This is a genomic window from Mucilaginibacter arboris (assembly GCF_009754915.1).
Classification (GTDB): Bacteria; Bacteroidota; Bacteroidia; order Sphingobacteriales; family Sphingobacteriaceae; genus Mucilaginibacter_A; species Mucilaginibacter_A arboris.
Window position 1 is genome coordinate 57251 of the sequence record NZ_WPIK01000005.1, and the last position, 14407, is coordinate 71657.

At 39.7% G+C, this 14407-nt stretch carries 13 protein-coding genes; 11 read left to right on the forward strand and 2 right to left on the reverse strand.

The features are described from left to right. Nucleotides 1-7 precede the first annotated feature (7 nt). The 3 genes from GO621_RS06520 (at nt 8) to GO621_RS06530 (ending at nt 2884) form a co-directional block, all read left to right on the forward strand. Nucleotides 8-1024, forward strand: a complete 1017-nt coding sequence (locus GO621_RS06520) for an NAD-dependent epimerase/dehydratase family protein (protein WP_317163398.1) — start codon at nt 8-10, stop codon at nt 1022-1024. A 37-nt stretch (nt 1025-1061) separates the two neighbouring features. Next, complete coding sequence (locus tag GO621_RS06525; RefSeq protein ID WP_157565326.1) at nt 1062-1454, forward strand: acyl-CoA thioesterase; 393 nt, start codon at nt 1062-1064, stop codon at nt 1452-1454. 140 nt (nt 1455-1594) lie between these two features. Next, nucleotides 1595-2884 (forward strand): HAD-IB family phosphatase, encoded by a 1290-nt coding sequence (locus GO621_RS06530; RefSeq protein WP_157565328.1) that lies wholly within the window; start codon nt 1595-1597, stop codon nt 2882-2884. Between the two features lie 110 nt (nt 2885-2994). On the opposite strand, the gene GO621_RS06535 is transcribed toward GO621_RS06530, so the two are convergent. Then, entirely contained in the window at nt 2995-3465 is a 471-nt protein-coding gene (locus GO621_RS06535) for a universal stress protein (protein WP_198170156.1), read from the reverse strand. 155 nt (nt 3466-3620) lie between these two features. Here GO621_RS06535 and GO621_RS06540 point away from each other — a divergent pair, with 155 nt between their 5' ends. After that, nucleotides 3621-4691: a branched-chain amino acid aminotransferase gene (locus tag GO621_RS06540; RefSeq protein WP_157565331.1), complete on the forward strand. Its 1071-nt coding sequence runs from the start codon at nt 3621-3623 to the stop codon at nt 4689-4691. Nucleotides 4692-4719: 28 nt separating this feature from the next. Here GO621_RS06540 and GO621_RS06545 read toward each other — a convergent pair whose 3' ends face one another. Beyond that, a complete protein-coding gene (locus GO621_RS06545) occupies nt 4720-6537 on the reverse strand; it encodes a hypothetical protein (RefSeq protein ID WP_157565333.1) in 1818 nt (605 codons plus the stop codon). A gap of 205 nt (nt 6538-6742) precedes the next feature. Here GO621_RS06545 and miaB point away from each other — a divergent pair, with 205 nt between their 5' ends. From miaB to groL, 7 genes are all read left to right on the forward strand, one after another. After that, nucleotides 6743-8161: a tRNA (N6-isopentenyl adenosine(37)-C2)-methylthiotransferase MiaB gene (gene miaB / locus GO621_RS06550; protein ID WP_157565335.1), complete on the forward strand. Its 1419-nt coding sequence runs from the start codon at nt 6743-6745 to the stop codon at nt 8159-8161. 7 nt (nt 8162-8168) lie between these two features. After that, the gene (locus tag GO621_RS06555) at nt 8169-9434 is read left to right on the forward strand and encodes a sigma 54-interacting transcriptional regulator (protein ID WP_157565337.1); all 1266 of its coding nucleotides are present in this window, start codon (nt 8169-8171) and stop codon (nt 9432-9434) included. Between the two features lie 32 nt (nt 9435-9466). After that, on the forward strand, nt 9467-9976 hold the full coding sequence (locus GO621_RS06560) for an LptE family protein (RefSeq protein ID WP_157565339.1): 510 nt from the start codon (nt 9467-9469) through the stop codon (nt 9974-9976). Between the two features lie 19 nt (nt 9977-9995). Continuing rightward, a complete protein-coding gene (locus tag GO621_RS06565) occupies nt 9996-11582 on the forward strand; it encodes a hypothetical protein (protein WP_157565341.1) in 1587 nt (528 codons plus the stop codon). A gap of 12 nt (nt 11583-11594) precedes the next feature. Next, complete coding sequence (gene secG, locus GO621_RS06570; protein WP_157565343.1) at nt 11595-11948, forward strand: preprotein translocase subunit SecG; 354 nt, start codon at nt 11595-11597, stop codon at nt 11946-11948. 238 nt (nt 11949-12186) lie between these two features. After that, nucleotides 12187-12462 carry a co-chaperone GroES gene (gene groES, locus GO621_RS06575; RefSeq protein ID WP_157565345.1) on the forward strand — a complete coding sequence of 92 codons (276 nt, stop codon included), beginning with the start codon at nt 12187-12189 and terminating at the stop codon, nt 12460-12462. A gap of 81 nt (nt 12463-12543) precedes the next feature. Next, entirely contained in the window at nt 12544-14184 is a 1641-nt protein-coding gene (groL, locus tag GO621_RS06580; protein WP_157565347.1) for a chaperonin GroEL, read from the forward strand. Nucleotides 14185-14407: the final 223 nt, after the last annotated feature.

Genomic DNA, 14407 nt, shown 5'->3' on the forward strand with positions numbered 1-14407 from the left:
TATCGCTGTGCTAATTGTTTATGTTTGGCGTAATAATATTCCACTTTTTATGATTTTGGTAACAGGTGCAACAGGTTTTTTAGGTTCCGAATTATGCCGGCAACTATTTTTATCCGGTAAAAACAGCATTCGATGCACCAAACGTTCCACTTCGGTTGTTCCGAAAATTTTGCTTCCTTTTCAAAAACAAATCGTTTGGGTTGAAGCAGATTTACTCGAAATTGATGCCCTAAACGAAGCATTAGAAGGCATTACCGAAGTTTACCATTGTGCAGCGCTGGTTTCTTTTGATCCTTCCCTTAAAAAAAAGCTGATTAAAAACAATGTAGAAGGCACGGCAAACCTGGTTAATTTATGTGTTGAAAAAGGCATCCGTTTACTGCATGTAAGTTCCATTGCTGCCGTTGGCGAAGGAAAACCCGGCGAACTCATCAACGAGAAACATCACCTGGAAGAATCGCCAAAAGATAACGCTTACGCGATGTCTAAATACGAAAGCGAAATGGAGGTTTGGCGCGGCATGGCCGAAGGCTTGAATGCCGCAATTGTTAACCCGTCATTAATTATTGGTAAAAATGCCGGTAAAGAAGGCACCGGTCAAATTTTTGAAACCGTAAGAAAAGGCTTAAAATTTTATACTTCCGGCAGTTGCGGTTTGGTGGATGTGGAAGACGTGGCCAAAACCATGATCCTACTGATGGAAAGCAAGATCAGCAATGAACGCTTCATTATCAATGCCGAAAACTGGAACTACAAAACGCTTTTTGATGAAATTGCCGATCACTTCAACCTAAAACCACCTTCCCTAAAAGCTAAACCCTGGATGTTAGGTTTAGCCTGGCGCGCTTCAGCTTTAGGTACTTTTTTTACCGGTAAAAAAATCGGAGTCGATAAAGTTACCGCACAATCTGCCAGCCGCATACAGGATTACGATAATTGCAAGGTAAAAGAAGCATTGGGCTTTGAGTTTAAACCGGTAAAGCAATCGATAGCGGAAATTTGCGCAGTCCTTAAATCCAACTGAAAAACATTTCCTTCCATAATTAAGGCTATTTTTGCAAATGACCATTGATGAACGCATTGAAAATAGTGTAACGCGGGTTTTTAAAACGGTTTTTCCAAACACCACCAACCATTACGATACGCTTTTTGGCGGTACGGCCATGGCCTTGATGGACGAAGTCGCTTTTATGACGGCTACCCGTTTTAGCAGAAAACGGTTGGTTACGGTTTCTTCTGACAAGATCAATTTTACGGTACCAATTCCCGCGGGAACAATTATCGAATTGGTTGGGCGTGTAATGCACGTTGGCCGGACCAGTATGAAAGTAAAAGTGGAAATTTTTGTGGAACAGATGTATGAAGAAGAACGCTACCGGGCTATCCATGGCGAATTTACTTTTGTTGCTGTAGATGAAAATAAAAAACCTACGCCTATTTTAAGTGAACACTAAAAAATAGGGCATAAAAGAAGCATGGATAGTTAATGGTTCATTGCTAATACCATTAATGCTGATAGCTAATTACTCATTCCTCAAACCTTATCGCTCTTACCTAAAAAAACTGCACCTTTGCGCCTTCTTTACTTTTAAATATGAGCCAATATTTCATCATCGATTTCGACAGCACGTTTACACAAGTTGAAGCGCTTGACGAACTCGCCCGAATCTCTTTAAAAGATGATCCCCGAAGGGAAGAAGTTTATAAACAAATTGAAGATTTAACAAATGCGGCAATGGAAGGCCGCTTATCTTTCTCAGAAAGTTTGGCTGGCCGTGTTAAATTGTTGCAGGCTAATAAAAGTCATTTAGATTTATTGGTGAAGCATTTGCGCAAAAAAGTTTCTGCTTCGTTTTCCCGCAACCGTAATTTTTTTAAAGAACATCAGGACGAAGTATTGATCGTTTCTGGTGGGTTTAAAGAATTTATTACGCCTGTAGTTACCAAATATCATATTAAAACCGAAAATATTTATGCCAATACTTTTGAGTTTGATGAACAGGGAAATATTGTTGGTTACGACCGCAGCAATCCGCTTTCGCAGGAAGGCGGCAAAGTAAAACTGCTGCGCGAACTGAATTTACAGGGAGATTTGTTTGGTATTGGCGACGGGCATTCAGATTTTCAGTTAAAAGAATTTGGGTTGATCAAAAAGTTTTTTGCCTTTACAGAAAACATTGAACGCAAAACCATCATCGAAAAAGCAGATTATGTTACGCCAAGTTTTGATGAATTTTTATACATTAACAAGTTTGCGCGTGCAATTTCTTATCCTAAAAACCGCATTAAATGTTTAGTTGCAGGCGAGGTTGCCGATGAAGCCGTAATTCAGTTAGCAAAAGAAGGTTACAACATCCGCATCCGCTCAAAAATAGAACGAAAATATTTAGAGGAAGCCGGGATTTTATTTTGTGATGAAGATACGCAGCCAACAGAAAAGCAGTTGGAAGAAGCTGGCCGATTAAAAGTGATTGGTTGTTTCGGCAAAGCAAACCGCAAAATGGCAGAGTTTGCCTGCGAAAAAGGCATTATTATTTTTGACGATGTTAAACACAATCCGCGCAATACAGATTTTATCCCCAAACGGGTAATGGATTTTATGAACGAAGGGAAAACGCATACCAGCGCTAATTTTCCTGATTTGCAGCCGCCGCGCATTAATAATGCACATCGGCTAATCCATATTCATAAAAACGTTCCTGGTATCCTGGCAAAAATTAATGATGTTTTTGCCCGCCATCACATTAATATTGTTGGCGAATTTTTGGTAACTAACGCACAAATTGGTTACGTAATTACAGATGTAAATGCAGGTTACGGCCAGCAGGTTTTAACCGAGCTGAAGCAGATTGAGCATACAATTAAGTTCAGGTTGTTGTATTAGTTAGGCTTTTTTGTCATGCCGAACTCGTTTCGGCATCCCATCAGACAGGTTTAAATACTTGAGAGATCCTGAAACGAGTTCAGGATGACAATGCTTCTTTTATCGTATAATTATTTGTCCTTTAACGGAACAATCATCACCGGAATTTCTGTATGACGTGTAACATCTTCAGCTACACTTCCGGTAAAAAAACGATTAAAACCAGTTCGGCCGTGAGAGCCAACTACAATTAAATCTGCTTTAAATTTTGCCGCTGTATCTACTAATACCGTTGCTGCATCGCCGGTTTCTAAAAACTGCGAAATATTATGCCCTTCGCCGTATTGCGCTACATAACGCTGCATTACGTTTTTGGCTGCTGCATCCTGTGCATTCATAATATCTACCGGCGGCATGTTGGTTAACATGTCAATTTCTCCGCCTACAATGCCCGTTGTTACTGGTGGAACAATCATTGGTTCTACAACTTCAACCAAGCCTACTTCTGCATTTAAAAGTTTAGCCAATGCAAATCCGTAAGCAGCAGCTTTTTCTGACTGATAGCTGTCATCAATCCCGATTAATATCTTTTTGAATTCCATGATCTGCTGAATTATGCCACATATATAAGATTTTTTAACTGAATTTTTTACTGCTAAAAGAAGCATTCAAAAAAGCAATTGAACTGCTTGCAATCATCTTTAAAGAAAACAAACAAAAAATCGTAATTTGCGTCGATAAAACAAACAATAAAGTTATGGTATCAGATACGCTTGACATCCAAATTAGCAAAGCAGAAACCTCACGCTTACCACAAATAGATTATAGCAATTTAGTTTTCGGGCAAAACTTTAGCGACCACATGCTGGTTGCCGATTATGCAGACGGACAATGGCAGAACTTCCAGATCTTGCCTTATGGCGAGATTAAAATGAGCCCGGCAATGTCTGTATTACATTACGGGCAAACTTTTTTTGAAGGATTAAAAGCTTATAAACTGGCAGACGGCCGCGTTTCTATTTTCCGCCCAAATAAAAATGCGGAGCGTTTTAACAAATCAGCAGAACGTTTGTGCATGCCGCAACTACCGGAAGATTTATTTGTACAAAGCATTGCTGCTTTGGTTGAATTAGACCAGCAATGGATCCCGGACAAAGAAAACCACTCTTTGTACATCCGTCCGTTTATGTTTGCTACCGAAGCTGCTTTGGGCGTACATCCATCTGCTACTTATAAATTTTGCGTTCTAACCTGCCCGGTTGGCCCGTATTTTTCCAAGTATTTAAAGGTAAAGGTAGAAACTGAATATGCACGCGCCTGCGATGGCGGTTTTGGCTTTGCAAAAGCAGCAGGCAATTATGCAGGTTCTATGTTACCGGCAAAAAAAGCTGCAGAAGAAGGTTTTGACCAGATTATCTGGACAGATGCCCGCGAACATGCTTTTGTAGAAGAGCTAGGCGCTGCCAATATTGTATTTGTAATGGATGGAAAAATAGTTACACCATCAACCCGCGATACGATTTTAAAAGGTGTAACACGGGACAGCATTTTAGAAATTGCAAAAAGCTGGAACGTTCCGGTTGAAGAACGCCGTGTTGCTGTGGCTGAAATTTTAGACGGCATAAAAAACGGAAAAGTAACCGAAGCTTTTGGTGTAGGAACTGCAGCAACCATTACTTCGATTGCAGAAATTGGTTTTAAAGGAGAAGTTTATACCTTGCCAGATCCGGCAAAAGGAGAATTTGCTGCAAAATTGCGCCGTACTTTAGATGACATTAAATACGGCCGTACAGAAGATATCAACAACTGGAATTATATTGTATCCTAAATTTTATAGGATAAAAGAAGCATTGGTTTTAATAATCCTGTGCTTCTTTTAACTGCCTTTTTAAACGGCGCACTTGCCTTCGCTCCTGCCTGGCGGCTTTATTTATTTCGCGCTGGTCTTTATTTTGTTTATAATCCTCAACCCTTCGCCTCAGGTTATGTTCAATTTCTGCCGATAAACCTATAGATCCTTTAATTCCGGCATAAACAGACCGCCAAAGCAATCCCAGGTAAGAAGTATTTTCCGGCCGTTCAAAAACAACCGTTTCTACACGCGGCGGACTGTTAAATGTTGGATTATTGCGGATCAGGACAAAAGCATTGGCCAATATGGAGATAAAAGACATGCGCCTGAGCGCGTTCTTTTCGTCCTGTTTCAATAAAACCACATTCAAATCACGGTATAAAAAAGCAACTGTACCGGTAGCTTTTGTGGCATCCGCCTGCATATCAAAATTAAGCGAAGTTACAATGCCATTTGTAAACTGTATCAGCCCCAATGTTTTAGTAGCCGGATTAAGGTTAACCAGGTTCATGGGCGCGAGGCTGCCTTTGTAATATAAAATGTTTGCAGGATTGGCCGGATCAAAATGCAGGTTAATATTTAACTTGCCGTAGCCCATTAAATTAGCAGTAAGGTTTGCCGTTAAGTTTCTGTTTGCACGAAGCGTATCTTTACCGGTAAGAATATTATGAACATAACCATTCAGCCGCTCAAAAGTAATGGCTCCGCGAAGTTTGGTTTTAGCGCTTATTTCTGTATAAATTACATCAATATCTTCCAGGCGCAGCGTTTGGACCGCCATATCTTTGCGGACATTCTTCAAAAGTGTGTATAAACCGCTTTTTGATGAATCTGTATGTATTTTAGGTAAAGTACGGTTATAAAAAATATTTGCCCTGCCACCAAAAACAGTAATATCGGAGGCAATAAAATTGCGATAACTGATAAAAGATTGATAATCAAAATGATTAATGCGGACTGAATCTGTTGTAAACTCAAAATTACTGCGTTTCAGTGCTGCCTTACCAACAGATGAGGTTATCAATTTTTGTGGCATAAAAACAGCATTGGTTATTTTTATGCTCGATTTCGAACTGGAAAAAGTAACTGCCTTTGCCTTATAGTTATATAAACGGTTATCAGTTTGGCCGCTATAATTGTTAAATACAACGGTTATATCTTTGCAGAAGTTAAACCTGCTTTTATCATTCTGGCTTGCAGAATCAATTAACATATCTGTTGCTTTAAGGTCAATTTCTTTTAAATGCCTCACCCTTACCTGATGATCTGTTTCCTCCCGCGACCGAAGGCTGGTATTGCTAAATAGAATTTGCCCTACATGAACTGATTTTAAAGTGCCTGCAATACGCTGGTAAAACGTTTTTTTACTGCTGTCTGGCAAGTCGTGGTTTCTAAATGGCTGATAAATAGCCTGAATAGCAGGGTTACTAATTACAACTTCATCCATATCCAACTCCTTTTTAAAATATAATTTAAACGGATGGATATGCTTCAGCACAATTTTATCAACCGAAAGTGTATATAAATTATTAGGCGCTTTGCCTGCCTTTTTTAAGCGGTTAAAAACAGCAGTATCGGGTTTTAGCGTGAGATGATCTATTATAATACGGCCCCTAATTACATGGATGCTGCTGCCTGTAAATTCAGCCTGGTACAAACCATTGCTAAGCTTAAAAACTGTTTTTTTAAGTTGTGCCGATAAAACAGGAGAAAAATAAAGGTTAATAACCACTGCAGCCATCAATATTAAAAACAGCAACACTAACAGTGGTAAACCTAATTTTTTAAACCATTTGTTGTTTGTTAACTTTTTAAACTTCATTCTAATCGTCTTCCTGCCGACTTTATTTATACGTTAACATTTTAGAAAACCAGTACAATATATAGAATAGTTTTTTAAAAGATACGTTTTCTAATGCTAAGCACGAGTTACTTGTAATAATATTATCAATCGTTTAATAGCTAAATGCTGCCAATCTGTCATTTTATTAAATAACATTTTCTTACTTTTGCATTCTTAATTTTTTATGATGAATTTGGATTTTCCAAACAGTAAACATGATGAAAGTCGGCAAGGTGAAGCTCTGGTACTGGATAAACCAGTTTTAAAAAATAACGGACGCAAGCTTTACATTGAAAGTTATGGCTGTGCCATGAATTTTTCTGACAGTGAAATTGTGGCTTCCATCCTGGCCGATCAGGGTTTTGAAACTACTTCTGATTTTAAAGAAGCAGATGTGATTTTTATCAATACTTGTTCTATCCGCGAAAATGCAGAGCAACGCGTACGTAACCGTTTGAAAGAATTTAAGGTTTCTAAAATGCGCAATCCGGGAATGGTGGTTGGCGTTTTAGGCTGCATGGCAGAACGTTTAAAAGCCAAGTTTCTGGAAGAAGAAAAACTGGTTGATGTGGTAGTTGGGCCGGATGCTTACCGCGATTTGCCAAACTTAATTGAACAGGTTGATGGCGGACAAAAAGCTGTAAATGTATTGTTGTCGAGGGAAGAAACTTATGCTGATATAAGTCCGGTTCGCTTAAACAGCAATGGCATTAATGCTTTTGTTTCGATTATGCGTGGCTGCGATAACATGTGTTCTTTTTGCGTAGTTCCGTTTACGCGCGGCCGCGAACGCAGTCGCGATGCTTTTTCTATCGTAAAAGAATGTGGCGATTTATTTAACGCAGGTTATAAAGAAGTTACACTGCTTGGGCAAAATGTAGATTCTTACAAATGGACAAGCGAAGAAGGCATTACCATGAATTTTGCAGGTTTATTAGAGTTTGTTGCTTTGATCAATCCAAAACTACGCGTTCGTTTTTCTACTTCTCACCCAAAAGATATTACTGATGAAGTGCTTTTAACGATGAAAAAGTACGATAACATCTGCAAATACATTCATTTACCCATACAATCTGGCAACAGCCGGATCTTGGAACTGATGAACAGAACGTATGACCGTGCCTGGTACATGAACAGGATTGATGCTATCCGCCGGATTCTTCCGGGTTGTGCCATTTCTACCGATGTAATTACCGGTTTTTGTTCTGAAACCGAGGAAGAACACCAGGAAACGTTAAGCATGATGGATTACGTGCAGTACGATTTTGCTTATATGTTTATGTATTCTGAACGGCCAGGAACTTTAGCTGCCAAACGTTATGCAGATGATATTCCGGAAGAAGTAAAAGGCAGGCGTTTACGCGAAATTGTGGACAAACAACAAGCACATTCCTACAAACGTTTGTTAGAGCAAATTGGCCAGGTTCAACAGGTTTTGATTGAGAAACGTTCTAAAAAATCAGAACTGGATTATAGTGGCAGAAGCGACAAGAATGCAACAGTGGTTTTTCCGGCTGATGATCGTTTTAAACCAGGAGATTATGTTGATGTTTTAATTGAAAAATGTACAACTGCTACCTTGATCGGTAAAATTATAGGGTAAAAGAAGTATGGAGATACAGGAAATAAAACAGCGGTTCGGCATTATTGGCAATTCTCCGTTGCTAAACCGTGCTATTGATATTGCCAATCAGGTTGCACCAACAGATATTTCGGTTTTAATTACCGGCGAAAGCGGAAGCGGTAAAGAAGTTTTTTCGCATATCATTCATCAAATGAGTCCGCGGAAGCATGGTCCGTTCATCGCTGTAAATTGTGGTGCCATCCCGGAAGGAACAATTGATTCGGAGTTATTCGGACACGAAAAAGGTGCTTATACCGGCGCTATCGGCGAGCGCAAAGGTTATTTTGAAACGGTTAACGGCGGTACTATTTTTCTGGATGAAATTGCAGAAATGCCATTAGGTACGCAGGCACGTTTGCTTCGGGTTTTAGAATCCGGACAATACATTAAAGTTGGTTCATCCAAAGTAGAAAAAACAAATGTGCGTGTAATTGCAGCTACAAATGTTGATGTTTATGATGCTGTTAAATCAGGAAAGTTTCGCGAAGATTTATATTATCGTTTAAATACTGTTCCCTTACGCATTCCGCCGCTGCGGGACCGTAAAGAAGATATTTACCTGTTGTTCCGCAAGTTTACGGCTGATTTTACTGCCAAATATCGTTCCCCTCCTATCCAGATGAACGAGGAAGCGCAGCAAATGCTGGTTAATTACAGTTGGCCGGGCAATGTCCGCCAGTTAAAGAATATTGCTGAGCAGCTTGCCGTTTTAGAACGTGATCACATGATTACGGCGCAAAGCCTGCTCCAATACATTCCGCAGGAAAGCAGCGGAAATAATTTGCCTATGCGCATCAATCAGCAGAAAAAAGACGATTTTTCTGAACGCGACATTTTATACAAAGTGCTTTTTGATATGAAGCGCGACATGACAGATTTGAAAAAATTAGTTGTTGATATTATAGAAAACGGCGGCGTCCCTGCCAATTATTCCGGCAACCCGCAGGTATTAAACCAGCTCTACCGGGATATTGAAGTTGATGGAGACCGCCACCACAATCATCTTCACCAAAACCACCAGCAGGAACCAACTTTAACCATACAGCAACCGGTTGTTCAAAATAATAACAAAGAGCTGAATATTACACATGAAGCCCAAGAAGTGGAAGAATCGCTTTCGCTTATGGAAAAAGAATCAGACCTGATTAAAAAAGCCTTAAAAAAGCATAAAGGAAAACGCAAGTTTGCTGCCCAGGAGTTAGGCATTTCTGAAAGAACGCTTTACCGAAAAATTAAAGAACTCAATTTATAAAATTAAAGCCAATTGTTAATACTTCTTTTACCATGAATAAAAATGTGCTGTTGTTATTTGTGCCGTTGCTGTTTTTAATATCCTCCTGCGGCGTTTATTCGCTTAACGGCGGTTCTGTAGGAAGTTTAAAAACAGTTAATGTTATGTTTTTTGAAAACGTAGCGCCATTGGTAGTTAACAACCTGAGCCAGAGCTTTACCCAAGCCTTGCAAGACCGTATCCGAAATCAAACACGGTTAAGTACGGTTCGTGGCGATGCTGATGCTACATTTGAAGGCCGCATTACCGGCTACACCATTGCACCAACAGTTTTGCCTGCCGCTAACTCCAGCACGGCTCCTATTGCCAATACAAACCGCTTAACTATTACCGTTAGTGTAAAATATACCAACAGTTTAGATCCTAAATTAAGTTTTGAGCAATCGTTTTCGCGCTATCAGGATTACCAGGGCGATATTGGCACGAAGGAACAAACGCTGATCCAGGCAATTAACGTGCAGTTGACAGAAGATATTTTTAACAAGGCTTTTGCAAATTGGTAAGCAAATCGTAGTTTCAACCGTGGATCAGATACAGAACGGGCAGCTGCCCGAATTTTTAAAGCCTTTATTAGCGCATCCGGCTACTGCTAACCTTAGTCATTTACAGGCTTTGGAAGCATTGGTGCAAACCTATCCGCAATGCAGTGTTTTCCATTTGCTGTTAGCTAAAGCTGCTCAAAACAGCGAACCTGGAATTGCTGCAAAAGCACTGCAATCGGCAGCGGTACATGCAGCAAACCGCGAAGTTTTGTTTCGATTGATCCATCAACCCGAATTAATAAAGCTGCCTAAACCGGAAGTTGTTTATCCTTTTGTTCTGGTTCCGGCAGCAGCAACCTTAGGATCTAATGCTTCTTTTACCGAGGAAAAATCAGCAACGGAAGATGATGAAATAATTCTTTTAGAAGAAACCTATCCGGCAGAAACAGTTGATGCTTCTTTTACAGAGGAAAAAACTGCACTGCCACAAGAAGAAAATTTATCAGCAGAAACGCCTTTTGAAGAAACGGCCGATGCTTCTTTTACCGGGGAAAAACTGGTAACCGAACAATTATCTACACAAAATGATCCTTTGGCCTACCTAAACCCGGAAGAGGCAATGGCTGCAGAAAATGACCTTCGCGTAGAAGATGTAGGTTTAAATTTCATCAACCAATCTGCCGAAGAAATTGTATTTCCGATGGAAGAAGTGGCAGCGCCGCCGGAAGAAGATACTGCAATTCAGGAAGCAAAACCAGAAATTGCACATCCTTCTTTTACCCAGGAAATTGATGAAGAAGTTTATGATGAGATCACTGCGATTGAAGATATCCGGATTGAGCCTGTAAAACAGGTTGTTGTTCCGGAAGAAACAGCACCGGCAGTTATAACCGAACCGGAAAAAGCTACTGAAGGACCTTCTGTTTTTACTGTTCAGGACAAAGCGGAAAAAGATATGCTGAGCAGTATTGCTTCTATCGATTATTTCACTTTCAATAATAAATTCGGGCAAAACCCAACACAACAACTCCATAACGCCGAGGAAAATTCTTTGGAAAATCCTGAAGTTGATCCAGAAAATTCAGTAATTCCGGAAGAAAAAGAGCCGGAAACGGTTTCTAAATATCATGATGATAAGATGCCTTACACGTTTATGTGGTGGCTGGATAAAACCCGTAAAGAGTATGCTGGCACTTATCAGCCTTATATTAAACACACAACCGCACAAAAAACTAATCCCGGACTAAGCGTTGGCCCGGAATTGCACCAGCAATATATTGAAAGCATTTTTCATACAAAACCGCCGCACGGACTGGCAGAAAACAATTTAAAGACTGCTGCCGAGCCTCCTGTAAAACGCAAGGAAGACCAGTTGATTGAAAGGTTTATTATTGAAGAACCGCACATCCATCCGCCAAGCAGCGAAAAATTAGATACCGAAAACAAGGCTAAAAAGAGCTCGGAAGATGCGGATGTTCTGGTAACCGAAACTTTAGCTAAAATTTATTTAGACCAGATGCTTTACCACAAAGCCTTAGATACTTATAAAAAGCTGTTGTTGAAATTTCCGGAAAAAAGCCGTTACTTTACAGACCAAATTGAATTGATAGAAAAAAAGATAAATTAATACCGATAAAAAATGTATTTAGTGCTTGTTATCCTGATTGTTATTGTTTGCATCCTGCTTGGTTTGATCGTACTGATCCAAAATCCCAAAGGCGGTGGCTTAAACTCCAATTTCTCCAGTTCATCGCAAATGATGGGCGTACAAAAAACCGGCGATTTCCTGGAAAAAGGAACCTGGGTTTTAGCAATTGCCCTGATGATATTTTCGCTTGCTGTTAATGTGGTTGCCAAAAATGGCCCTTCATCTGCTAACAACATTCAAAACCAGGACCAGATCGAAAAAGCATCTAAACCTGCTGCACCAGTTAGCGGGCCGCTTAATTTGCCTGCTGCTCCTGCTGCTGCCCCAACCCCTGCAAAAAAATAGGCTGTAAAAACAGCATTGATATTAAAAGGCTTCTGTTTATGCAGAGGCCTTTTTAGTTTTTAATTGCTGTCAGGATGGCATGTTCATCTGCTTATAAAACAGCTTTCTATTTTTATAAAAGTAATTTTGACAAGATGTGCCTGCATATAAGTCAATATGTGCAAAAATTGGCCTTTGGCACAGTTGCTGTTCAAGCATCAGCAAACATTTATAATCTTAATTAAAATTTAATACAACTATGTCATTAAACATTAAACCAATTGGAGACAGAGTAGTAGTAGAAGCTGCTGCTGCCGAAGAAAAGACTGCATCCGGCATTTTCATCCCAGACACTGCAAAAGAAAAACCACAGCGTGGTAAAATCGTTGCCGTTGGCGAAGGCAAAAAAGATGAGCCTTTAACTGTTAAAGTTGGCGACGAGGTTTTGTATGGCAAATATGCCGGTACTGAAATTACTTACGAAGGTAAAGAGTACTTAATTATGCGTGAATCAGACGTTTACGCAGTTCTGTAGATCAAAAAAATCAGGGTTAGCGCAAATTTCAGGTTTTCCTAAAAATTTATTCAATCAACATAAGTAAAATTCACAAAAACAATGGCAAAACAAGTTAAATATAATGTAGAAGCACGCGATGCTTTAAAACGCGGTGTTGATATTTTGGCCAATGCGGTTAAAGTAACTTTAGGCCCGAAAGGCCGTAATGTTATCATCGACAAAAAATTTGGTTCCCCAAGCATTACCAAAGATGGTGTAACGGTTGCTAAAGAGATCGAACTAAAAGATTCTTTAGAAAACATGGGCGCACAAATGGTTAAAGAAGTTGCTTCTAAAACTGCTGATATTGCAGGTGACGGAACAACTACTGCTACTGTTTTAGCTCAGGCAATTGTTACTGCCGGTATTAAAAACGTTGCTGCCGGTGCAAACCCTATGGATCTGAAACGCGGTATCGATAAAGCCGTTTCTGCTGTAGTTGCTAATTTAAAAGAGCAATCTCAAACAGTTGGCGAAGACAATAATAAGATCAAACAAGTTGCTTCTATCTCTGCCAATAACGACGAAGTAATTGGTTCTTTGATCGCTGAGGCAATGGGAAAAGTTGGTAAAGATGGTGTAATTACTGTTGAAGAAGCAAAAGGTACAGAAACTGAAGTTAAAACGGTTGAAGGTATGCAGTTTGACCGCGGTTACCTTTCTCCATACTTCGTAACCAATGCTGATAAAATGGAAGCGGAATTAGAAAGCCCTTACATTTTGATCTATGATAAAAAGATCAGCAGCATGAAAGAATTATTGCCAGTATTGGAAAAACAAGTTCAAACCGGCAAACCATTGTTAATTATTGCTGAGGATTTAGACGGAGAAGCATTAGCTACTTTGGTTGTAAATAAAATCCGTGGCTCACTGAAAGTGGTTGCGGTTAAAGCTCCAGGCTTTGGCGACCGCCGTAAAGCAATGCTGGAAGACATCGCTATTTTAACTGGCGGAACAGTAATTTCTGAAGAAAGAGGTTACAAATTAGAAAATGCCGACCTTTCTTACTTAGGTACTGCTGAAAAAATTGTTGTTGATAAAGACAACACGACGGTTATTAACGGCGCTGGAAAATCAGAAGAAATCAAAGCCCGCGTTAACCAGATCAAATCTCAGATTGAATCAACTACTTCTGATTACGACCGCGAAAAATTACAAGAACGTTTAGCTAAATTATCTGGCGGTGTTGCTGTTCTTTACGTTGGTGCTGCTACTGAAGTAGAAATGAAAGAGAAAAAAGACCGTGTGGATGATGCTTTACATGCAACCCGTGCTGCGGTTGAAGAAGGTATCGTTGCCGGTGGTGGTGTTGCCTTCATCCGTGCCGTAGAATCTTTAAAAGACCTGAAAGGCGAAAACGAAGATGAAAATACTGGTATCCAGATCATCCGTCGTGCTATTGAAGAACCATTACGTCAGATTTGCGAAAACGCAGGTATCGAAGGTTCTATCGTAGTACAAAAAGTAAAAGAAGGTACTGCTGATTTTGGCTACAATGCACGTACCGATAAATACGAAAACTTAATTGGTGCCGGTGTTATCGACCCAACTAAAGTTGGCCGTGTTGCTTTGGAAAATGCTGCTTCTATCGCTGCCATGTTGTTAACAACAGAATGCGTTTTAGCTGATGATCCTGAAGATGAAAAAGGTGGTGCTGGTATGCCTCCAATGGGCGGCGGCGGTATGGGTGGCATGATGTAATCATCCTCCTTATAATACTGTTCACTTTATTATATATTGAAATAGCCTGTCTGGTTTTCCAGACAGGCTATTTTGTTTGCTATTACTTTTAATGTAATAAAAACAGTATCAATATTTAGTTTATGTTAAGAAAAGTTAAAAATAAGTTTAATCAAGCGATTATATGTTTAAACTTATATTAAGATGACGAATAAAACCCATACAGGCATTAACTTTGTATAAA